Here is a 21592-nt window from a genome sequence, read left to right on the forward strand (position 1 = left end):
TGTAGTGGTTTACTGAATTTGGCCACCTGAACAGAGGTGATATGCTCATCTCAGAACAATACAGGTGTCCCAATGAAAAAAAGAAATTTCAGCGCAGAGTTTAAACGCGAATCCGCTCAACTGGTCCTTGATCAGAACTACACAGTTGCAGCTGCGGCCAGTGCTATGGACGTGGGGCTTTCTACCATGACGCGATGGGTAAAGCAGTTACGGGATGAACGACAGGGCAAAATACCTAAAGCCTCTCCTATAACCCCAGAACAGATTGAAATACGTGAGCTAAAGAAAAAGCTACAACGCATCGAAATGGAAAACGACATATTAAAAAAGGCTACCGCGCTCTTGATGTCAGACTCCCTGAACAGTTCTCGTTAATCGAGAAACTCAGAGCGCAGTATCCTGTGGTCACACTCTGCCACGTGTTCGGGGTTCATCGCAGCAGCTACAAATACTGGGTGAAAAGCCCCGAAAAGCCAGACGGCAAGCGGGCTGTATTACGTAGTCAGGTTCTGGAGCTGCATAACATTAGCCATGGCTCTGCTGGCGCGAGAAGTATCGCCATTATGGCAACCCTGAGAGGCTTCAGAATGGGACGCTGGCTTGCCGGCAGGCTCATGAAAGAACTGGGACTGGTGAGTTGTCAGCAACCCACCCACCGGTATAAACGGGGTGGTCATGAACACATCGCTATCCCAAATCACCTTGAGCGACAGTTCGCAGTGACAGAGCCTAATCAGGTATGGTGCGGCGATGTGACGTATATCTGGACAGGCAGGCGCTGGGCTTACCTCGCCGTCGTTCTCGATTTGTTCGCCAGGAAACCGGTAGGCTGGGCAATGTCATTCTCACCGGACAGCAAGCTAACCATCAAAGCGCTGGAAATGGCGTGGGAAACCCGAGGTAAACCAGCGGGAGTGATGTTCCACAGTGACCAGGGTAGCCACTACACAAGCAGGCAGTTCCGGCAGTTACTGTGGCGTTACCGGATCAGGCAAAGTATGAGCCGACGCGGAAACTGCTGGGATAACAGCCCGATGGAACGCTTCTTCAGAAGTCTGAAAAACGAGTGGGTGCCAGTGACAGGCTATATAAACTTTAGCGAAGCAGCTCATGCGATCACAAACTATATCGTCGGGTATTACAGCTCGCTAAGGCCGCATGACTATAACGGTGGATTACCTCCAAACGAATCGGAAAACCGATACTGGAAAAACTCTAAAGCCGTGGCCAGTTTTAGTTGACCACTACAAACCCATTCTCCTTGGTGCAAGGCTAGAGCAGCATTTCGGGCAGCATAGACACCTTGATTGGCCCGCTCAATGAGGGTGAGCCGGTCATCGTGGATTTGGCGGATAATGTTGCCGGTACCATCGGTAGAACCGTCGTCGACAACGATAAGTTCAATCGCTACGTGGGGTTCGCTGAGGATTTTATTGACCAGACAACCAATGGTCGCAGCGGCGTTGTAAGCAGGGATAATGATGCTAACGTCGATTTTATTTTTCATGCTGAATTACGACTTCCTTTCGTTATTGTCGTTCTGACGCCCGATCGGGATAATTCGTCTTTCCCTGATTTCCTGGTCGATATCAAATAAGCACTCGTCGCAGAATTCTTTATCGAGGGAGAGCCACCGCTCAAGGACGCTTCTTTTTTTGTTGCAACGTGCACATCTCTTCATCTTTCCGCGCCTTAGTAACCTCGTGATTTTGGGTACATAGAAAAAGGACGTAGCAAGCCTCAGCTAGATAACTAACCGTAATAAAAGGCTTTTCTGCGAGTAAGGTAAGACAATAATAGCCAGGCTGGGCGCATGAAAGATAATCGTTTTGATAGATCAGTTTTCAGATATTGATCGTTGGTGCCGATCGATAAGAGGCGTGGTTATGCGACACTGTGCGTTTACAGTACTGTAAAGCTGAGTTCTGCCAGTCTTAGATAATGCGCCATCGCCTGTTGTAGGAATGCCCGTATGTCAGGCTTTCTCTCTGCATAACCAACGGCGAGACCCCCCCTTATTTTGCAAATTTAACCGGTATCGTCAGGGTATCTAGGTCTTTCATTTCCGTGCTGTAGATATGCTGCCCACACGCTGGGCAGCAGCGGATACCATAATATTCACGCTGGCAGAGTACGCAGAAGTATTCTCTGTCTGAAGGTGCTGTTACGGACACATCATCACGTTCCATCAGTGCATTCACGGCCTGGTCAAAAGCGGATACCGGTTTATCCCGGGCTATGATCCGGTACGCACAATGCCTTAACCGGCGTTCGTCAGCGTCTTCCAGGTCATGTTCGAAATAACCGCCGTTGTCATGCGTCCAGTGCAGATGCAGGGGATTGTTGCAGGAACGGCAGAACCAGAGCCCCCTTGAACGCGGAGTCAGGTCCCGGATGTAAGTGACTTCGCCCTCGTGGTCAAGGGCGGTACGAATGGTTCTAAATTGCATGGTGTAAATCCTGTCATGGGATCCTGATAGCAAGTGGCAGATAACGCAGGCTCATTCTGCGTAACGTTCGGTACTGTGGTCACCGGTACGGCAGGTCAGACAATAGCGCTCACCGTGATAATCGCAGTCGCAGCCAGAACAGTGCCATTCGGCCTTGCGCACAAGCGGTAAGACATCCGGCACATAGCGACGCAGCATGCGTATCCGCCGCGCTTCTTTCGGCTCCGGGTTCACATACGGGCAGTGGTGACGTCCGTTCTCGGTCAGGTCTTCCCATGTGTGTTCAAACCACGGACGGTTATTACCCCATTCCGGGTGGAATATCAGAGCGCTGCCACAAAGGTGGCAGGAGTAGCGGTTGTAAGGGTTAAGCTGTGCAGTGACCGCGCCCGTGAGGCGCTGATTACCATCAGTGGCGATAAAAGATTTTGCGTACATAGTATTGGTCCTTTGCCGGGTGACGCTCAGGGCTAAGCCGTCCCGGGAAGGGCAGCAGCGGAGGCCATACGACTGGTGGAGTTTAAATCAGGTGGGGAATTTTATTGCGTTCGATAGATTACTGACGGGACTGTGCTATGCGTTGCTGTAGCCAGGCTTCCACTTCGCTTTCAAGCCAGCGGGAGCTTCTGCCCAGCTTAATTGGCTTTGGGAATTCACCCAATGAAATCAGTTTGTAGAACCATTTATCGGTTAAGCCAGTGAGTTGTGTAATGAAGGCCATATCGACGAACTTATCGTTAAGAAGGCTGGCAGGTGTGGTCATCGTTTTTCTCCTTAAGTGAATGGGAGAAGGAGCCAGGTAAGGTGAACGCAGACTCCTTCAAACGATGTGGCATCGGCGTAATTTTTAACTGGCTTTTCGCCGCCTGCCTGCTGTCCGTGGTGCAGGAATGTCACTCAACTGGCAGATAACCCCAAGGCTTTTCTGTGCCTGCTTACTGAGGTAGCTGAGGATATACTGCATACCTCTGCGTCCTCTGGCATCGTTATAAGAGGTCACCCATTCTCCTCGCACGCGATAATGCTCTTTAGGCTCACAGCGGTGTGTGTGTCCTTCTCCCCATGTCACATACTTCCAGGTTTCCCTGAGTGCTTCAAAGACAGTCCAGACCTGGCGATGCTTTTGACCGTTGAGGTAAAACGCGGCGTGGATGTGATAACCATGCTGTTCGGTTTGTTCCAGTACCCATGCGTAACCTACCAGCCCGTTGATATCCCCACTGCGTTGAATCAGTAACGTGATATCCGATACTGTTGAATGAATATCTCCCTGCCCATGAGAATCACTGTCCTGGAGGTACGAGAAGTCCACCCGTAGCATCAGTAGCTTGGAATAGCGTTCGAATAACTGGTCCTGATGTCGTCGTAGTTTTCGGTTCAGGGCTGTGTGCTGAACGTAGCTGAGATTGATATCGGTCGTGTCGTGGTAGCTCATGTCTTGTTCTCCATGTGAGTGTAATCGTCATGGGAATGGACATTGGCATCAGTTTTGAAATGGGTGCAGGAGAGCGGTAAATATCGCGGTACCCTGCAGATTGCCGTGCTCGGGCATCGCTCCTGGGTGTGGAGGGTTACGAAAGTGCTTCTCTATAAAATATCATTTTATTCCTTAACTAAATGATTTCGGCCTCGAGATTCATGTACTTCAAGGCAGGAGCATTTGCTCATCTCATGGCATTAACCTTGTTGGAACCTTCGCCCCTTGACCAGATGATTTTTAAAAATCTTACCATCTAAAGGCTCTCCCCCAGGACCTAACTCAGCGGCATAAAGGAGCCGTATCTAAGCCACGTTCCGCTATATTGCCATAACAAATAGGCCAGAAAGAGACAGAGCAGGCTGTTTGCAAAGCATTTTTGGCAATAAACCCAGTGTAAACGGCATCTGCAAGTGAGTTAAATAATTAAAAAACGACGATATACATCATAAAAAACGGCGATCTATTGTATTAAAATCGAGTCGTTTAATACTAAAAAACAGCCATGATAAACGTCAAAATTCGTACAGTTGAATTATGTGAATTATGTGAATTATGTGAATTATGTGAATTATGTGAATTATGTGAATTGTGTGATCGGACGAGTGACAATTTCGATGTCGCAGCGAGTTGGGAGGAGCGAGGGATGGCATGCCTGAAGGATGACTTTAGAGTGTTTGACTTACGCCGGGAAGACCTGGCCTATGAGAGTCCTAACCAAAGGTGGGGGGAAATCAGCCATCAATATTTCTTTGTTGGGTTCGAGCGCCTGGAGGAGGATGAAAGGCCAGATAAGGATGAAAAGTCCAAAGCTAGCTTCAGGATGTTCGATATGCTGGACAAACTTTATCTGAACCAGGCGACCAGCGATGGGCAAGAGTTTAGAAGACCGAAGACGAAGTTTCGTGATTCTCAGCTAATCCACAGCGAACAGTTAGAGAAAAAGTGGAAAGATACGCTTGTAAAAGCGATCTCTGATAAAGAGAAGGCATTATCTTATCTCAGCGAGAACTTTCGAAAGGTTGTAAGAAAGCATCGTCAGATTGAAATGTTAACTCTGTGTTTTTATTTACCTCTTGATAAAGGGGAGAAGATGCAGAACATACGGATTAAAAAAGATGACTCTCGTTTCAGACTACAACTCGCTGAACTTGAACGACGCTTTACCTTGATGAGGAAAAGGATAATTGCGGATCCGCTTTATAAAGCCTCCTGTGGTTACTCGCGAGTGATACTGATAAGTGCGAGATTTGAGCCTTTTTATCTGGTGAATTTCTTTTTCAAAAAGCATCCAGACAGTCGGGTCGACAGCTTAGTCTCATTAGACATTTACAGGAAATGGGTGCAATCGGGTAAGAAAGAAAACAGATCTGGTGAGCAGGCTGGGTACTATTGCTTTAAGGATGCATCCCGGCCATATGTTCCAGAAGACAGTGGTCTATTTATCCGCAGGCCAGACCGATTAATCGATGTTGGCCAATTTTCAGACCCGATCTCGTTGGTTTTATCAGAAGAAAGCAAATTCGAAAACAACAGTAAAGGTTATCTGGCTTTCTTTCGCCTTCAGGCTCAAATCTACAATGTTATTCCTGGTGCACGAACCCTGACATGTTCTGACGATTTTACCTACATCAACGCAGCCGAGAAGAAACGCAGAAAAGCCAAAAAAGAAGACCTGAAGAAGAAATCCAAAACAGCATTACCTATCAATGAAACTTCAGCTACACCCGGAAATGATCTCTATGATCAAGAGGGCTCTCCCGAGTTGCCTTACCCGTTCGACGAATTTAATGATGTTCTGCCTTCAAACTTTGAGGAGCATGTCTACGGGATTTTAAAAGAGGAGAAGCCGTAACAATCCTTTGTGAGTTAGCTGAGCGACCTCAGAAAATGAACCAGTGGCTATGGTTTCGCAGGAAAATGCGGTACATAGTTGCAAACTCTACAAACCACCAGGTATCTCATTATGGCGATAGATAAAAACATGATGGATAAATTGCCACGCGATATTAAGGACAAAGTTCTGGTTCGGCCTGTGGATGGATCAGAAGCCTATGAGGAATTTAATAGTGTACATCAATTTATGCAGATAAAAGGTACGGGGACCAATGCAGATGCCCGGCAGTTTAGGCTCGCAGTGAAGCGAAAGGGTATTGCAATATGGCCCGATGATGACCCTCGCGTTACAACCCCACATGCAAGAGATGGCATTCGTTGGGAGGTACGTCTGAAGGTGCTACGGGCTGAACACTTTTCTTCCCTCAGTGACGTTCTGGATGAGACCGTATCAGCCAAACGTTATGGGAATCGCTACTATGGCTCAGCATCCCGGCCAGATCAGATGAAGTTTAGCAATGCTGTTCGTCAAAACTGTCTGAACAGATGTGTTGTTACCGGCGTAAGCACCAAATGTAGGGGAGAAGCAGCCCACCTCATTGAGCACTGCAACGCTGGTTTTGACCACTGGAGCAATGGTTTGTGGCTTCGTGCTGATATCCACCGGCTTTTTGATGCTGGCATGTGTGCGGTTGATCCTGAAACGTTACGTATTCATTTTTCTCCTGAGGTCCTTAAGGAGGATGAAGACCTGAGTGAGCTTGAAGGGAAGAAATTACTGGCGACTAAGAAGCCGATCAACATAGTCTATCTTGAGCCAAGATGGGAGGCGTTTCATCGGAGGTTGTAGCCACTTGTGGATGCTATTTGTGGGTTTTTTGAGCATATGAGAATCATTCCAGTCATGATCTAGGGGAGTTCAACGAGTCGATGCAACGCTAACCTTAATCAAGGAATAATAAAAGAAGATATGTGTGTATTTCAACGAAGGTGATATTGTTTTATATTGAACGAACAACTATTAGTCACGACTCTCTGAAAGAAAACTTATTATTCAAAATTGATTGAGGAAAAGGTAGATGAATGAGTGTTCGGCCGTAGATTTTAACACCATAAGCCTTAACAAGATAAGTACTGACTGGGATCTTATTAGTTTTGTTATAAGTAAAGACGAAATCGACGATATAGTAGCTAGCGCTGCTGCATTAACAATTCAGGGAGGTGAATCCCCCCTTTTTATGGAATCAACTATTTTAGATTTAGAAAGTTTATGCACACTTGACTATCGTCAATTGCCAGAGTTAACACACATCCAGGTGGATTTGATGGAAAAAAGGTTGTCAGGTGAGACAGACTCAGTTGTAGACATGTTTTTCCTTGAGCTTAGATGTACATTTTCGCTTGGCTGGAAGGTTCCTGAATCTAATGATGATATAAGGGCAATTAGTTATCACAACAGCACTTTCAATAACCTTATCTACAGAAAAGCTGATTTTTTAGCATCAAGTTTCGGAAGCAATAGATACAAAATGCCTTATTGGCTGCGGCTCAGTCAACTAAGAATTATGAGCCATATACCAAACAATTTGATAAACAATGCACAGCTTGACAAGATATTTTTCTTCCCTATACACAGAAGAGGTCTTAATGCAACAAGCTGTTCAATTAACGGAAAAAAATATGTTACCGCCAATTTCGGGCTCAATGGGATTCTTCATGAGCTTAATCGATTTATTTATCACTTCCAGTCAACTGAGGTTTATAGTCTAGGGAACAGAGAAAAACGTGCATTACCTGAGATAGTTCCAGTGGTTTTATATTTTTTAACATCATGTAGTCCTAGGTATTTCTTCCCACAATTTCTTTTTGGACAATCAGGCTGGAAAGTAAAAACACTAACTGATTACCAACTTGATTTCATTGTCCTACACGAAATCGCTCACCATATTCTTGAACATCCAGAACGAGCCAGTTTGATAAAGGATTATGTTGAACGTCAGAACAAAATTACGAAATTTGAGTATGAGGCAGATACATTAGCAAATGCACTTATGGCTTCGGCGGTTATGACTGAGAGGGATGACGAACCACGAAATAAAAATTCTGTCATTGTTTATGCGGATGCAATTGAAGCGGTCGAACTTCTTTTTGAACATATGAACTTTATTGAACAAATGGAGGAGAACATTCGTTCTAGATTTGGAGGGGTTATAAATATTGCATCGATTAAAGGTGCTCATCCGGATGCATATACTCGGCTTGAATATTTCCATCGTATTTTTAAAGATGAGAATAGACCACTATCTGAAATAGCAATTTATGCAAGGGGTTTATATAATAAAATGATCGATTATTGCCGTGAGCTTTCTAATGATGAGATGGCGTCTTTAATGAGAAATTATCTTGTTTGATCTAGTTCCGTTTCTGACAAAAAATGGACAGGTACCTAGTGTTGTCTGCCTGCTATGAGCGAGGTGTTGTGTTGGCGTAGTATTGTGTTCCAGTGTTCCAGTGTTCCAGTGTTCCAGTGTTCCAGTGTTCCAGTGTTCCAGTGTTCCAGTGTTCCAGTGTTCCAGTGTTCCAGTGTTCCAGTGTTCCAGTGTTCCAGTGTTCCAGTGTGGCCACATAAAGAGTTACTGCAATATGCTAAATATACTGAGGTTTTCCAAATTCGCTATTTTAAAATAGACATTCAAATCTCCTTGTAATTTAGCTTGAAAAAAATTATGGTTGAAGGTGATGATTTTTACATCACATAAAGTTCATTCTGTATTGCAAGGGGGATAAATGCAGCTAGATTCAACAGTAGCAATTCGCTTAGGTTACGTTAGGGATAATAGAGGAAATTTATTAAATCCTGCGGATTATAGTAAGGCTTCAAGTGTTGATCTTACTATTGGAGAGATTCTTAAAAAAGACAATAATGAAAATATTGTTCAGGGGGTAGGTGCAAAACTTAAACCTCAAGAGTCATTAGTGATTATTTCCGATGAGATAATCCATGTTCCACCCGATCATGTTGCATATGTTTTCTTAAAAAACAGGTTAAGTCAAAAAGGACTTTTAGCTTTAAATACTGGTATTATAGATGCGAACTATGTAGGGCCTATATCAACAGTGGTAATAAATTTTTCGAACGTAGATGCAGTTATTCCTTCAGGAAGAACAAAAGAACAAAAAGAGTTTTTCAGAGTTGTTTTTCATAAATTAGATTCAGCACTGCCTAGTTCTCAGGTTCTGCAAGCCGTAGGTAATTATAGCGATCAGGATTATAATGATTATAAAAATAATAAATTAAATGATTTAAAGAATTTCCCTAAAACATTTTTAGAACCAAAGGTTTTAAAACAACAGATTCAAGACGAGATATATAGTAAGGTTTCAGAATTTTCTATGGTTAAAGTAGGCTTTACAATTGCCCTACTTGGTTTGTTTTTTACTTTCTTACCCATGGTAAAAGATTGGATATTTGCTTGGCAATATGATTTCAAAGATGGCCTGATTACACAGAAAAAAAATGAGTATAAAATTGAAGGTCTTGAAAGTGATGTCGAAAAACTAAAAGAACAGATACGAACCTTAGAGCTTAAGCCTGATAATAGGAATAAGGGCAGATAGGTCTGGTTTTATTTGTTTTACAGAAAAGGTTGATACATCAACAAGCTCTTGTTGTGCATTGAAAGCAATAGATGTACCAACCTCTCTTGCCAAATGAACATCATTTTTTCCATCGCCAATAAAGATACAATCACGCAAACTCACAGCATACTCTTCAGCTAAGTGCTTCATAAAAACAAGTTTCCCAACTTCATCTGTAGGGAGTAGATTGAAATGCTTTACTTTATCATCCTTATCGAAGAAGTATTCGCAAGCACTATAGGCATGATCAATATATAATTTCACTTGAGCTAAATCTGCTAAATGCTTGAAGCCTCCAGATATAAGAGCAGTAATAATATTTTCTTTTCTAAGAAATTCAAAAAGTTCATCTGCACCATCATGAAATTTTGATGCATCTATAACTTTGATAAGATGATCTTTTCTCATACCATGTTTAATATGAATCCTAACGGTGTCTTTCATCCATTCAGTATAACTACCGTACTTATTCTGCAGCCAACGATCTTTAGACAGTTCTTCTTCTTGATAACAGTCCTCGCTGATTTCCTTTGCTAAAGCCGTCCATGCACTGGGTGCAACCTTTCCATTATCAAGCGAAATATTTTTCTCTAGAATGGTTCCTTCCATGTCAATGAAGCAAATTATCATGTTTAACCCTTTAAGTAAGCTACAAAATTGACTTAACCATGCACGGTCTACACTACATATGTTATCAAGAAATCTGCTTAAAGTTGTCTTTTTAAGAGCAAAACAGTGATAAAAATTTTCTGGAATCATGATTGGCAGCTGCAGGAGTAGAGTTTGCAACGTCCGTTTCAGGCACAAAGCAGACCCGCATACTTAATCCATTAGTCCTCATCCAGTGGTAGTTTAACCGGCCGCTGTGGCTTTCTTCTTAATTTTTTTTAGTTATATATCACCTTCATGAATTCCCTCCCGTTTTACTCCAACAGGCCGTCCCCCTGGATGGTTTTTTTCATACAGAGGCAAGCATGAAACATTCCTCGGGCTATGCCCTTATTCGTCGCCATCTGCGGCGTTACCCATACGCGCTGCGCCAGCATCTGTTGCAGGAACTTAACCGGCTGGTCACGTATGAACCCGTGATTGGCATAATGGGGAAAACAGGTGTCGGCAAATCCTCACTATGCAATGCACTGTTCCGTAGCGAAGTCTGCGCCGTGAACGCAGTGGAAGCCTGCACGCGCCAGCCACAACGGGTCCGGCTGCGCTTCGGCAGCCATTATCTGACGCTGGTCGACTTGCCCGGCGTGGGCGAGTCTGTTTCCCGCGACGGTGAATACCGTGAGCTGTATCGTGACCTCATGCCACAGCTCGATATGGTGCTGTGGGTGCTCAAGGCCGATGACCGCGCATTTGCGGTGGAAGAGCAGTTTTATTGTGACGTCTTCGCGCAGTTCAGTGGACCGCTGCCGCCAGTGCTGTGGATACTCAACCAAGTGGACAAAACCGAACCCGCCGAGCAGTGGCGCTGGTTGTCGGCTCAGCCCTCGGCGTTACAGGCGGAGCGTATTGCGCAGAAACAGCAGGCTGTGGCACGTCAGTTGCAGATAGCAGAAATAGATATTCTGCCAGTCTCTGTCCGCGGGCGTTACCGGCTGTCGCGCCTGGTGGAGGCCATGATTACCCGACTCCCAAAGCAGGCCCGCAGTCCACTTGTGCCTCATCTTCAGAACCGGTATCGCACTGATACCGTTATCAATAGCGCCAGCAGCAGCTTTGGCGATGCCGTGGTGGAGGTGATTGATAAGGTCATTGACCTGGCCCCTCTGCCGCAGGTGGCCCGCACAGCACTGCATGCGGTGACCCACACCGTCGCCCGTGCGGCACGCTCCCTGTGGGGATTTTTCTTCGGTTAGATAAACATCTTCATTTTTGTTGATAAGCGTTTTTGCTTCGTCACGATCGAATTCGTCGATCGAACAGATCGATATTCATCGTTGTACCTGATAAGCCCCTCAGTTACATAATCCATTGGGATTCATGTCATTACGTTATTTCTTCATTAAAAATCAATGCGATGATTCGCAGGGATTGTCACGTCTTAAGGAACTTTTATGACTAAATATTATACTGCTGCTGCAGCCATTATTCTGCTGGCAACCCTGTCCTCAACGGCCGGAGCGACTGAAAATGACATCATTAAGGTCGGTATTCAGAAAAACATACAGGGTATCAATGTCACCGTTACGGCTAAAACGGACACCGTTGTGATTAAGAATATTGACGTCAACCGGGGAAAATGCCCGCTGCTGACAAAGGGAACTATCACCTATCAGGGGAAAAGGCTTGAGGGCTGGGTGGCGCAGGGGGCGAATTTCACGCCCACCACGATGCATTTTGCTGACAGACTGACCTGGCATTTCGGCCATACCTACCTTCAGCCACCCGCAGGTGTAGTCTGCAGCTTTCTTGAAGCTAGGGTATTCACCGACCATGGCACCTTCACGGTGACCGAATAAACCGCTTTTAAAATCGACGTCTAATCTCCCCAAGTTTCTCATTGTTTATTAAAGGAAAAGCCTGATGTCATTCAAATCGATACTCCCTCTTACCCTCGCACTCTGTTTCTCAGATCAGGCGCTGGCGTTCGGTAGCCACGATACCTGGACCAGTGGCTTTGCGCAGGGCACAGCAGAATACACTATCCTCGGCAAGGGGAAGTCACAGCTGTACCTCGCGTGCGACAGTTCCGGCTCACAGGCCGCCACCATCATCTTCACCGACGCAAACGGCCATCAGGTCAGTATGGACAGCGGTCAGACCCTGACGATGAAAATTGATAACGAAGAAGAGGCAAATATCAGCGAAAGCGACTCTCACGTGGGAGAAGACAACCTTATGTGGGCGTGGAACAAGCTGCGTACCGGTAAACGTGTGATCGTTTCCGGCACTGGTGCAAAACCGGCGGTCTTCACGCTGAAAGGTGCTGCCGGAGTGATACCGGCATTTGGCGATAACGGCTGCGTGGCGAAGTTTGATATCCAGTAAGGTCTGCAATACTCGCTGAACCAGCCTCCGTAATAACACTTCTGCCGTAAACAATCTTTTAGCCAACACTACTCCACGCTCTGCTCATTCGGGCAGGGCGTTTGTTTTTGTGCCAATTATCAGGAGCGCACTGTGCAAAACACTGACGATACGCCGTTACCACCCGGCCCTTTCACCCCCCCACAGGCTGAAGTCGTGGCGGCACTTTACTGCAACATCACCATTGAAGACGACGAGGGGAGCCATTTTCGGCTGGTGATCCGTGACCGCGACAGTCAGTTAATCTGGCGGGCATGGAATTTTGAATCGGATGCCGGGGAGTGGTTTAACCGTTATCTGGTAAGCCATGGGCTCCCCCAGGACTGACGCACCACGGGCATCACCCGCACACCAGCTAGTACACCGACAGACCATGTACCCGTCAGAGCGCATGGTCTTTTTGTTTATACCGTGACATTGACCATGAGGAAATTAAGTATGAGATTAGCCAGCCGTTTTGGTCGGGTGAACCAGATCCGCCGCGACCGTCCCCTGACCCGTGAAGAACTAATGCAGGTTGTCCCCAGCGTTTTCGGGAGCGACAGGCATGAGTCCCGTTCAGACCGCTATATCTGGATACCGACCATCACCGTACTTGAAAACCTGCATCGCGAAGGTTTTGAACCGTTCTTTGCCTGCCAGAGTCGCGTCCGCGATCAGAACCGACGTGAACATACAAAACATATGCTGCGCCTGCGTCGTACCGGGCAAATCAACCGCCCGCAAGTACCGGAAATTATCCTACTCAATTCGCACGACGGTTCGTCCAGTTACCAGATGCTGCCGGGATACTTCCGCGCCATTTGCACCAACGGCATGGTCTGTGGTCAGTCGTTTGGCGAAATCAGAGTTCCGCACCGGGGCGATGTCGTTAGCAAGGTCATTGAAGGAGCCTACGACGTGCTCAGCGTCTTTGACCGGGTGGAAGACAAGCGCGATGCGATGGAATCGCTTTTGTTACCGCCACCAGCACAGGAGGCGCTGGCAAATGCTGCGCTGACGTACCGTTATGGCGAAGAGTATCAGCCGGTCACCGCAACGCAGATACTGACACCTCGACGCTATGAAGACCGCAAGGATGACCTGTGGACGACATACCAGAGGCTTCAGGAGAACCTGCTGAAAGGCGGTCTGCCCGGACGCACTGCGAAGGGCAAGCGCAGTCACACTCGCGCCATTAACGGGATAGACAGTGATGTCAGACTCAACCGGGCGCTCTGGGTGATGGCCGAGAACATGATGAACCTACTCAGTAAATAACCCTCCCCGGCTCCCATCACCAAAATCCATCTCCGGGGATTTATTCCCATTCAACGTATTCATGCCTGAGGAAAAACACAAATGACTGACAACACTCTGCCACTGTTCACTCCCGCAGAAACCGTTCCTGTTGCGGCTCCACATCAGATTGCCAAAACACAGGTAACCGACGAGAACCGCATCGGCTTCTGGCCGCAGCACTTCGGCAGCATACCGCAGTGGATAATCCTGGAGCCGCACATCTTCGCCTGGATGGACCGCCTCTGTGCGGACTACAGCGGCGGCGTCTGGAACTTTTACACGCTGAGCAACGGTGGCGCATTTATGGCACCGGAATCTGAAGGCGATGAAACATGGTCACTGTTTAACGACATGAATGGCAACAGTGCGGCCATGAGCGCCGAAGCTGCCGGGATTGCGGTCTGTCTGATTACTTACAGCCACCATGCCTGTCGCACTGAGTCCGATGCCATGACGGAACATTACTATCGTCTGCGGGATTACGGGCTCAGCCATGCTGAATGTAACGCCATCATGCACATCATCGATTAGGAGCTTTCAGGCCATGCAGGACACGACAACATTACCCGCACCATTACAACCCGATATGTTCCCCCTCTCAGTACATCCTCACCCGCGCCCCGCCATGACGCCGTATGCGCAGCGTACCATCCGGCGGGCGCTGAACATTCTGGAACGCCAGTTACACGAACCCGGTGCGGCCTTCACCACCAGCAGTTCGGTACGCGACTGGCTTCGTCTGCAACTGACGCAGGAGCAACGTGAGGAATTCTCCGTGCTGTGGCTCGACAACCAGCACCGGCTTATTGCTTACGACACGCTGTTTCTGGGCACCATCAACACTATCACAGTGCATCCGCGTGAAATTGTTAAGGCGGGCCTGAAGCACAATGCGGCGGCGGCCGTACTTGCACATAATCACCCGTCAGGGCTTGCGGAACCCAGCCATGCTGACCGGCAGATGACTGAACGCCTCAAAAATGCACTTGAACTCGTTGATATCCGGTTACTGGACCATCTGGTAGTTGGCGGGATGGATGTCATCTCGTTTGCCGAACGTGGCTGGCTTTAAGGAAAAACAGTGCAATGAAGATTATCAGCAAACGCCAGGCGATGACGATTTACTGCCAGCATCCTCAGTCCCGGTTGTTTCGATTCTGTACCGGAAAGTACAAATGGAGCGGCAGCATCTGCCACTACGCCGGGCGTGAAGTACCAGATATCAGAGGTGTGCTGGCCGTCTTTGCTGAATGCCGCCAGGACCGTAACGGCCCCTATGTTGTCCTGCGCAGCGTTACCCTGAATTAACTCATGATTAAGGAGCACTTCAATTGTCGAATAACACTCCACCAGTAAACCATGATATTGCCGAACCGTGGTGGGGTCTTCAGTGCAATATCACGCCCTGTTTTGGCGCACGACTGGTCCAGGAGGGCAACTACCTGCATTACCTGGCCGACCGCGCCAGCATCACCGGTCAGTTCCGCGAGGCGGATTTACGTCATCTTGACCAAGCATTTCCGGTACTGATGAAACAACTTGAGCTGATGCTCTCCACCGGTGAACTTAATCCTCGCCACTCGCACAGAGTTATGCTTTTCGCAAAAGGGTTGACCTGTGAAGCCGACCCTCTCGGTTCGCACGGGTACATCTATATAGCGATTTACCCGACCCCACCTGAAGCACAACCCGGAGACTAATAGCCATGCCACACGCCTGTAAAGTCAGCGAAGTCATTGAACTGCTGCAACAGCATCAACACGACGACTTCGTCCTGTGTTCGGTCTGGTACGAGGACGATGTACGCAATGTGGATGCGTCCGCCACAGATGAAGAAGCCAGGGCTGCATTACGCCATGCCGCCCGACACCACGATGCGGATCAGGGTATAAACTGGGACTCCCTAAAAACCGCGCTGGATGTCATACGGCAGTAACGTACCGCGTTAAATCCGTCCGCCATTAATTCCTTTCTTTTATTCATAGAGAACTAACGATGAGAATTTTACCTGTATCCCGAGAACGGGAGGCGCAGTCCTGCCCGTCGCCTGTGGCAGTCTGGCAGATGCTGCTTACTCGTCTGTTGGAACAGCACTACGGCCTGACGCTGAACGACACGCCATTCAGTGATGAAACGGTAATTCAGGAACATATCGATGCCGGTATATCTTTGGCCGATGCCGTTAATTTTCTGGTGGAAAAGTACGGGCTGGTTCGTATTGATCGTAGGGGATTCGACTGGCAAGAACAGTCCCCATATCTGCGGGCAGTCGATATTCTGCGGGCGCGACAGGCAACAGGTTTATTGAAAAGAAATCGTATTAGCGCGGCACGGTGAACATTGGGAATAGCCTTCCTGATTCACACTGCAGCTTTCCTTACTTATTTAATTGACTCATTCCAAAAAGCACCTGCCGATGCTGGTTGGTGCTTTTACTTATATGGACGAAATATCATGCAAATTGAAGCTGTAATTTTAACTGGGCACATTATCGCAAGTACAATCCGAGAATGCTGGGCCGTCGTTGTTGATGGTTTTGACGCATGCGACGAACAAGCTTATGATCCAGCTTAATTTCTTTTCCTCATGAAGGGACTGGTATGGGCAACAGAATGTGGATGATTCGTGGCGATGGCGGCAAGCTCTATGACGATTTTCGCGATAAGCAAATTGTAGGCATCGGTTGGTCTCAGCTGGCTCCATTAGTCAAACCCGGCCTGTCCCGAGCCCAGTTACTCGCCTTATACCAGGAGGCAGATCCCTTAACAAAGCTGGGAACAGCCCGTTCTGGTGCATCGCAGGTCTGGCGTTTTGTGAATGAGATCCAAAAGGGTGATTGGGTTATTACCTATTCGCCAGCCAATCGTACTTATCTGCTAGGTAAGGTTACATCTGATTTCCAGTACCACCCTGAATGGGTAGAAGAGGGGATGGGAATCGCTCGACAGGTTAAATGGAATACTGAAGAAATCGATCGCGATCGATTGTCTGTTGCTACCAAAAACACATTGGGCTCCACGCTGACGGTTTTCCAGCTTCCAGAATATGCTCTAGAAGAGCTTTTGCAGGATAAGAAACCCACTGCAGATGTAATTACTCAGAATCCAATTGTGATAGATGAAGATGAGGTCGTTTCTGATCCGCTCCGCGATATGGAAATGCTGGCGTTTGAGGGTATCAAAGACCGCATCAACTCTCTTGATTGGGACGAGATGCAAAATCTGGTTGCCGGAGTTTTACGCAGTATGGGCTATAAAACGCAGGTGTCACCAGCGGGAGCCGATCGGGGTAAAGATATCATTGCTTCACCTGATGGATTCGGCTTTGAAAATCCACGTATTATCGTTGAGGTAAAACATCGCAGGGAGCAAATGGGAAGCCAACAGATCCGTAGCTTTATTGGCGGTCGCCATAAAGACGATCGCGGGCTTTATGTCAGTACCGGTGGTTTTACAAAAGATGCTCGCTATGAGGCCGATCGTTCGACGATACCACTGACGCTCTGGACGCTTGATGATCTCGTCCGTGCTCTTATTGAGAACTATGAGCAAGTCGATATCGAGACCAAACTTTTGGTGCCTCTGAAGAAAACGTTCCTGCCTGCCTGAGTCTTGCTTTGACAGCCATATCGGTGTTCTACTGGTATGGCTTTACACACTACTAGTAATGTCTATTTTTTGTACGGATTTTAACTTGTGGGTACAAGTGCGGGTACAACCATTTATTCCTGACTTTAAACTACATTGATATCAGTCTGTTGGGCGTTAAATTCGAGTCCGGCCTTCGCACTCACTGTCTAAACACCTCTTTCCTGTGCCACTCTACAAACCCTTCTTTTGGATAATTCTCGCGCATCATCGGCAGCGCTATCGATTTACCGTCGAAATCCCAGAACAGTCTTCCCACCATACCGCTGCCATTAACTGCGGGTGATACCTGAACCCGCATGCTTTCATCCAGCCCAATCGAACCTTTATCAAAGGCTTTATGGTGAATTGCGCACAGCGCCAGGCCGTTTGAAATCTCGCACGGGCCGCCGTGCTGTTTCCATTTGATGTGGGCGGCTTCCAGGGCGACTGAGGTGCTGTCGTGGCGCATATTGAAGCCACAGATGGCGCATTCATAGTTATAAGCACGCAGAACCTGCTGGCGGAACAATGGGTCCCGTTGTTTGCGGATTTGCAGGATATCAAATCCCAGTTCATCCGCGATCTCTTCCTGAATGCTTTCGGTGAAGTGCGCCTCGAGGATTTGCTGGGCCAGGACATTAATAAGATTCTTGCTCTTTTTCAGCAAGGCAAAATGTTGTTCATCAAAGCCTCCGGCAACGTTATGTGTCACCAGTTCTCCGGCAGGGGGCTGTTTGCTGCTGCCGGATGTTGAACAATGCTCGGCGTTTTGTAGCTCCCAGAACCCATCTCCCTGTAAGCGCCAGAAGGGCATATCCGGGCGGTACTGCGCGCGCTGTGGTCCAAATCGCTCCAGCAGGCTATGCAACGGGTCGCGAACCTCCGAACCGTAGTCAAACAGGCGACCATGACCCTGCTGATAACCCGCCAGCACATGAAGCAGCAGCAGAGGCTTATGCGGCGCACGCTGCTCGCCTTTACGCCAGATGGTAACGTCGGCAATTGCCTGTTGCAGGGTTTTACTGGAAGCCATTGATTTCATTATCAGGTAAATAATTGCGATGATGCTCGCAAAATATCATCTGATCAAGGGGGGTGAGACCGATACACTATGGATGTCATTTTATCGCATGCCGTTATTTCAGAAAGCCTTTGAGCCCCATGAATGAACTACCTGACACGCTGCCGCGCGAGTACATCATCAAGGCCATTCACGCCTATGACTCGGGCTTCTCTCATCGTTTCAAAGAGGCACGGCTTTATGAGCTGGAATTTCAGGGGCGACGCTATCCATCAAAAGCTATTGCCGGAATTGCGGCAACGCTTTTGACGGGCAAAGCGTTTACCCCTCAGGATTTCTCCGGCGGTATCAGTTCGAAATGCGTCAGATTATTGACTGAGCAAGGTTTTCATATTGTTCAGGATAAAAATCGTGCTGCAGTGGTGAGCGACACGATCTTTCCTGAAGAGCTCGAGGCGCAAACTGAATATATCGAGGGGGCAGCGACTCAGGTGACCGTGAATCGCTATGAGCGCGACCGCAACGCCCGACAGGCAGCGCTTCACCACCACGGCTATCAGTGCAAAGTGTGTGGCATGGATATGTCAAAGGTCTACGGTAAAATTGCCGAAGGGTTTATCCATGTACATCACCTGGTACCCTTATCAGTAATAAAAGAAGACTACCGCCTTGATGCCATCAATGACCTGATCCCCGTGTGTCCAAATTGTCATGCTATGCTGCACCGGCGCAGCCCGCCATATACCCCGGAAGAACTGAAAAATATGCTGTGCTAAATGCTCAAAAAGGCACCCCGCAGGCACCTCAAGGACTATCACACTCTCACTCCTTCGACGCTTTACCCGCAATCACTCCGATAAACTCCAGCACCTGCTTTTGCTTGCGCGCGGAGAGCTTTTCCACGGCGCGCAGGGATTTCATCAGTTCTGACTCTTCGGGTTCGGCGGTGCGTGCGGCATGCACTTCTGGATCAAATGAAACTGCAATACAATGCGTATCAGTCATGGTGACTATTCCCTTTAATAGTTACTGCGTATCGTGCTAATAAAATCCCTGTAAATTCCCCCAGTATCTTGGGTGAAGTCCAGATGTAAATAAGATGAAATAAGCGCGAATAGCACGCTTTTGGAATAAATAGAAAACGCCTTCATCCCAATAAATCCGGTATTATTCAGCGTATAAATTCATTACCTTCCACGCGCCTGAATATCCCCGCGCTCCAGAAAACAACGCCTGTCGATATCTGCCAAAAATGAGATCTAACTCACTGAAGCAAATAGCAAACTCTGAAACAACACCAATTTGTACACTTTGCTTTACACTTTTAGTGATGTGTATCACAAATAGTAACTCGCGAAGTGATCCGACTCTCACAAAATGGGGTGTACTCATTCACCAATACAAAATGAGAACAGCCTGGAAAGTAAAGTTTTCAGTATTTCCCGTCGCAGGTAACGCTCAACAGCGAACGACAAAACAACACGCAAAAAAAAACTTGTTGAATATGAATAGGTAAAAAAATGACGTGTGATTTGCATCACTCACATTTACAGATTTTTGAATTATTGCCAGTGATTAATGTTGCTCGAGCTATTTCCATAATCAATTAAATCTTGCATAGTGCCTCCACATTATTTCTCCCCCTGGCTCAGGAGGCGAATAGTTATATTTCATCAGACTTTATTGATGAACCAGGTATGCTTTACTTCACATTAATACGTACATGACCACTGTTATTGGAGAAACAAAATGAATTATCCGGCAGAACCCTTCCGTATTAAAAGCGTTGAAACTGTATCTATGATCCCGCGTGATGAACGCCTTAAGAAAATGCAGGAAGCGGGTTACAATACTTTCCTGTTAAATTCGAAAGATATTTATATTGACCTGCTGACCGACAGTGGCACCAACGCAATGAGCGACAAGCAGTGGGCCGGAATGATGATGGGTGATGAAGCGTACGCGGGCAGCGAAAACTTCTACCATCTGGAAAGAACGGTTCAGGAACTGTTTGGCTTTAAACATATTGTTCCGACTCACCAGGGCCGCGGCGCTGAAAACCTGTTATCGCAGCTGGCTATTAAACCTGGGCAATATGTTGCCGGGAATATGTATTTCACCACTACCCGTTATCACCAGGAAAAAAATGGCGCGGTGTTTGTCGATATCGTTCGTGACGAAGCGCACGATGCCGGTCTGAATATTGCATTTAAAGGTGATATCGATCTTAAAAAATTACAAAAGCTGATTGATGAAAAAGGCGCCGAGAATATTGCCTATATCTGCCTGGCGGTGACGGTTAACCTCGCGGGCGGGCAGCCGGTATCGATGGCAAACATGCGTGCGGTACGTGAACTGACAAAAGCACACGGCATTAAAGTGTTCTATGACGCCACCCGCTGCGTAGAAAACGCCTACTTTATCAAAGAGCAAGAGCAGGGCTTTGAGAACAAGAGCATCGCAGAGATCGTGCATGAGATGTTCAGCTACGCCGACGGTTGTACCATGAGTGGTAAAAAAGACTGCCTGGTAAACATCGGCGGCTTCCTGTGCATGAATGATGACGAAATGTTCTCTGCTGCCAAAGAGTTAGTCGTGGTCTACGAAGGGATGCCATCCTACGGCGGCCTGGCCGGACGCGACATGGAAGCCATGGCGATTGGTCTGCGCGAAGCCATGCAGTATGAGTACATTGAGCACCGCGTGAAGCAGGTGCGCTACCTGGGCGACAAGCTGAAAGCTGCTGGCGTACCGATTGTTGAACCGGTGGGCGGTCATGCGGTATTCCTCGATGCGCGCCGCTTCTGCGAGCATCTGACGCAGGACGAGTTCCCGGCGCAAAGCCTGGCTGCCAGCATCTATGTGGAAACCGGTGTGCGTAGTATGGAGCGCGGAATTATCTCTGCGGGTCGTAATAACGTGACCGGCGAACACCACAGACCGAAACTGGAAACCGTGCGTCTGACGATTCCACGTCGCGTTTATACCTACGCGCATATGGATGTGGTGGCCGACGGTATTATTAAACTTTACCAGCACAAAGAAGATATTCGCGGGCTGAAGTTTATTTACGAGCCGAAGCAGTTGCGTTTCTTTACCGCGCGCTTTGATTATATCTAAATAAGCATTATGGCCCCATCTGGCGATGGGGCTTTTTTGTCTTCTTTTTCCATGAACAGGAAGCCTTTGCGGTGTCCGTTACCGTGACAGAACTATAAAAAGTAAA

Annotated in this window: 27 protein-coding genes; 19 read left to right on the plus strand and 8 right to left on the minus strand. The window is 47.5% G+C overall.

Annotated features, from left to right (window positions below; translation table 11 throughout):
- Positions 1-72: 72 nt before the first annotated feature.
- A protein-coding gene (locus OGV69_RS09605) for an IS3 family transposase (protein ID WP_114140367.1) occupies positions 73-1241 on the plus strand; the annotation gives its coding sequence in 2 pieces (ribosomal slippage) (positions 73-322 and positions 322-1241; 1170 coding nt in all).
- Here OGV69_RS09605 and OGV69_RS09610 read toward each other — a convergent pair.
- From OGV69_RS09610 to OGV69_RS09630, 5 genes are all read right to left on the minus strand, one after another.
- On the minus strand, positions 1163-1507 hold the full coding sequence (locus OGV69_RS09610) for a glycosyltransferase family 2 protein (protein ID WP_407125726.1): 345 nt from the start codon (positions 1505-1507) through the stop codon (positions 1163-1165). The genes OGV69_RS09605 and OGV69_RS09610 overlap by 79 nt on opposite strands.
- Positions 1508-2015: 508 nt before the next feature.
- Complete coding sequence (locus OGV69_RS09615; RefSeq protein WP_069324158.1) at positions 2016-2450, minus strand: putative zinc ribbon protein; 435 nt, start codon at positions 2448-2450, stop codon at positions 2016-2018.
- 51 nt (positions 2451-2501) lie between these two features.
- Positions 2502-2888 (minus strand): putative zinc ribbon protein, encoded by a 387-nt coding sequence (locus OGV69_RS09620; protein WP_069324157.1) that lies wholly within the window; start codon positions 2886-2888, stop codon positions 2502-2504.
- A gap of 118 nt (positions 2889-3006) precedes the next feature.
- Positions 3007-3213: a helix-turn-helix transcriptional regulator gene (locus OGV69_RS09625; RefSeq protein WP_069324156.1), complete on the minus strand. Its 207-nt coding sequence runs from the start codon at positions 3211-3213 to the stop codon at positions 3007-3009.
- A gap of 84 nt (positions 3214-3297) precedes the next feature.
- The gene (locus OGV69_RS09630) at positions 3298-3885 is read right to left on the minus strand and encodes a YagK/YfjJ domain-containing protein (RefSeq protein WP_069324155.1); all 588 of its coding nucleotides are present in this window, start codon (positions 3883-3885) and stop codon (positions 3298-3300) included.
- 688 nt (positions 3886-4573) lie between these two features.
- Between OGV69_RS09630 and OGV69_RS09635 the strand changes: the two genes are divergently transcribed.
- From OGV69_RS09635 to OGV69_RS09650, 4 genes are all read left to right on the plus strand, one after another.
- A complete protein-coding gene (locus OGV69_RS09635; protein ID WP_069324154.1) occupies positions 4574-5782 on the plus strand; it encodes a hypothetical protein in 1209 nt (402 codons plus the stop codon).
- A 111-nt stretch (positions 5783-5893) separates the two neighbouring features.
- Complete coding sequence (locus tag OGV69_RS09640) at positions 5894-6613, plus strand: HNH endonuclease signature motif containing protein (RefSeq protein WP_069324153.1); 720 nt, start codon at positions 5894-5896, stop codon at positions 6611-6613.
- A gap of 229 nt (positions 6614-6842) precedes the next feature.
- The gene (locus OGV69_RS09645; RefSeq protein WP_069324152.1) at positions 6843-8174 is read left to right on the plus strand and encodes a phage exclusion protein Lit family protein; all 1332 of its coding nucleotides are present in this window, start codon (positions 6843-6845) and stop codon (positions 8172-8174) included.
- 376 nt (positions 8175-8550) lie between these two features.
- Entirely contained in the window at positions 8551-9381 is an 831-nt protein-coding gene (locus tag OGV69_RS09650) for a dCTP deaminase domain-containing protein (protein WP_069324151.1), read from the plus strand.
- On the opposite strand, the gene OGV69_RS09655 is transcribed toward OGV69_RS09650, so the two are convergent.
- On the minus strand, positions 9343-10161 hold the full coding sequence (locus tag OGV69_RS09655) for an HAD family hydrolase (protein ID WP_227628895.1): 819 nt from the start codon (positions 10159-10161) through the stop codon (positions 9343-9345). The two genes, OGV69_RS09650 and OGV69_RS09655, sit on opposite strands and share 39 nt — an antisense overlap.
- 215 nt (positions 10162-10376) lie before the next feature.
- On the opposite strand from OGV69_RS09655, the gene OGV69_RS09660 reads away from it, so the two are divergent.
- The 12 genes from OGV69_RS09660 (at position 10377) to OGV69_RS09715 (ending at position 17324) form a co-directional block, all read left to right on the plus strand.
- Positions 10377-11264: a GTPase family protein gene (locus OGV69_RS09660; RefSeq protein WP_069324149.1), complete on the plus strand. Its 888-nt coding sequence runs from the start codon at positions 10377-10379 to the stop codon at positions 11262-11264.
- Positions 11265-11462: 198 nt separating this feature from the next.
- A complete protein-coding gene (locus tag OGV69_RS09665) occupies positions 11463-11867 on the plus strand; it encodes a hypothetical protein (RefSeq protein WP_069324148.1) in 405 nt (134 codons plus the stop codon).
- Between the two features lie 64 nt (positions 11868-11931).
- Complete coding sequence (locus OGV69_RS09670) at positions 11932-12396, plus strand: YfjT/YkfB family phage-associated protein (RefSeq protein WP_069324147.1); 465 nt, start codon at positions 11932-11934, stop codon at positions 12394-12396.
- Between the two features lie 132 nt (positions 12397-12528).
- Positions 12529-12762 carry a DUF905 family protein gene (locus OGV69_RS09675; RefSeq protein ID WP_069324146.1) on the plus strand — a complete coding sequence of 78 codons (234 nt, stop codon included), beginning with the start codon at positions 12529-12531 and terminating at the stop codon, positions 12760-12762.
- A gap of 111 nt (positions 12763-12873) precedes the next feature.
- Complete coding sequence (locus OGV69_RS09680) at positions 12874-13695, plus strand: DUF932 domain-containing protein (protein ID WP_069324145.1); 822 nt, start codon at positions 12874-12876, stop codon at positions 13693-13695.
- Between the two features lie 81 nt (positions 13696-13776).
- A complete protein-coding gene (locus OGV69_RS09685; protein ID WP_077223891.1) occupies positions 13777-14247 on the plus strand; it encodes an antirestriction protein in 471 nt (156 codons plus the stop codon).
- Between the two features lie 55 nt (positions 14248-14302).
- A complete protein-coding gene (radC, locus tag OGV69_RS09690) occupies positions 14303-14788 on the plus strand; it encodes a RadC family protein (RefSeq protein WP_069324144.1) in 486 nt (161 codons plus the stop codon).
- A 14-nt stretch (positions 14789-14802) separates the two neighbouring features.
- Positions 14803-15024, plus strand: a complete 222-nt coding sequence (locus OGV69_RS09695; RefSeq protein WP_069324143.1) for a DUF987 domain-containing protein — start codon at positions 14803-14805, stop codon at positions 15022-15024.
- Positions 15025-15047: 23 nt separating this feature from the next.
- A complete protein-coding gene (locus tag OGV69_RS09700; protein WP_069324142.1) occupies positions 15048-15416 on the plus strand; it encodes a type IV toxin-antitoxin system YeeU family antitoxin in 369 nt (122 codons plus the stop codon).
- Positions 15417-15421: 5 nt separating this feature from the next.
- On the plus strand, positions 15422-15652 hold the full coding sequence (locus OGV69_RS09705; protein WP_069324141.1) for a hypothetical protein: 231 nt from the start codon (positions 15422-15424) through the stop codon (positions 15650-15652).
- 59 nt (positions 15653-15711) lie between these two features.
- Entirely contained in the window at positions 15712-16053 is a 342-nt protein-coding gene (locus OGV69_RS09710) for a TA system toxin CbtA family protein (protein ID WP_069324140.1), read from the plus strand.
- A gap of 281 nt (positions 16054-16334) precedes the next feature.
- Complete coding sequence (locus tag OGV69_RS09715; protein WP_077905735.1) at positions 16335-17324, plus strand: restriction endonuclease; 990 nt, start codon at positions 16335-16337, stop codon at positions 17322-17324.
- Between the two features lie 181 nt (positions 17325-17505).
- On the opposite strand, the gene OGV69_RS09720 is transcribed toward OGV69_RS09715, so the two are convergent.
- The gene (locus OGV69_RS09720; protein ID WP_083242132.1) at positions 17506-18378 is read right to left on the minus strand and encodes a phosphorothioated DNA-binding restriction endonuclease; all 873 of its coding nucleotides are present in this window, start codon (positions 18376-18378) and stop codon (positions 17506-17508) included.
- A 128-nt stretch (positions 18379-18506) separates the two neighbouring features.
- Between OGV69_RS09720 and OGV69_RS09725 the strand changes: the two genes are divergently transcribed.
- On the plus strand, positions 18507-19142 hold the full coding sequence (locus OGV69_RS09725; RefSeq protein WP_069324138.1) for an HNH endonuclease: 636 nt from the start codon (positions 18507-18509) through the stop codon (positions 19140-19142).
- 46 nt (positions 19143-19188) lie between these two features.
- Here the strand turns inward: OGV69_RS09725 and OGV69_RS09730 are convergent, their stop codons facing one another.
- Positions 19189-19371, minus strand: coding sequence for a SymE family type I addiction module toxin (locus OGV69_RS09730; RefSeq protein WP_069324137.1), 183 nt, complete (start codon positions 19369-19371; stop codon positions 19189-19191).
- A 744-nt stretch (positions 19372-20115) separates the two neighbouring features.
- Between OGV69_RS09730 and OGV69_RS09735 the strand changes: the two genes are divergently transcribed.
- On the plus strand, positions 20116-21486 hold the full coding sequence (locus OGV69_RS09735) for a tyrosine phenol-lyase (protein ID WP_038636869.1): 1371 nt from the start codon (positions 20116-20118) through the stop codon (positions 21484-21486).
- Positions 21487-21592: the final 106 nt, after the last annotated feature.

It is taken from the genome of Citrobacter sp. Cc139 (assembly GCF_030334645.1).
Taxonomy (GTDB): Bacteria; Pseudomonadota; Gammaproteobacteria; order Enterobacterales; family Enterobacteriaceae; genus Citrobacter; species Citrobacter werkmanii.